This is a genomic window from Halomonas sp. ND22Bw, assembly GCF_003011945.1.
Lineage (GTDB): Bacteria > Pseudomonadota > Gammaproteobacteria > Pseudomonadales > Halomonadaceae > Halomonas > Halomonas halophila.
Window position 1 is genome coordinate 1 of the sequence record NZ_PXWD01001653.1, and the last position, 241, is coordinate 241.

Sequence of the window (241 nt, forward strand, 5' to 3'; positions counted from 1 at the left end):
TGAACTCGATGATGGGCCGGGTCGGCACGCCGCGCATGTTGGCCATCCACACCCCCATGACCGTCACCGTGAGCAGCCCCGACTCGTGGAACAGCAGGTTGGAAGCCGTGAACAGCGTCAGCATCAGCATCAGGGTGCCGAAGCTGTGCAGTTGGCGGGGCAGCCAGTGACGGCGCAGCACCAGCCCCCAGCAATAGCCGCCGGCGCTGCCCAGGCCGAAGCCGATCAGCGCCGTCTTGGC

The 241-nt window shown here is 67.2% G+C and carries 1 protein-coding gene; it reads right to left on the reverse strand.

The window, feature by feature from the left end; genetic code table 11:
* Positions 1–241, reverse strand: a 241-nt coding sequence (locus CVH10_RS23875; RefSeq protein ID WP_181244746.1) for a cation:proton antiporter, incomplete at both ends; no start/stop codon positions are given.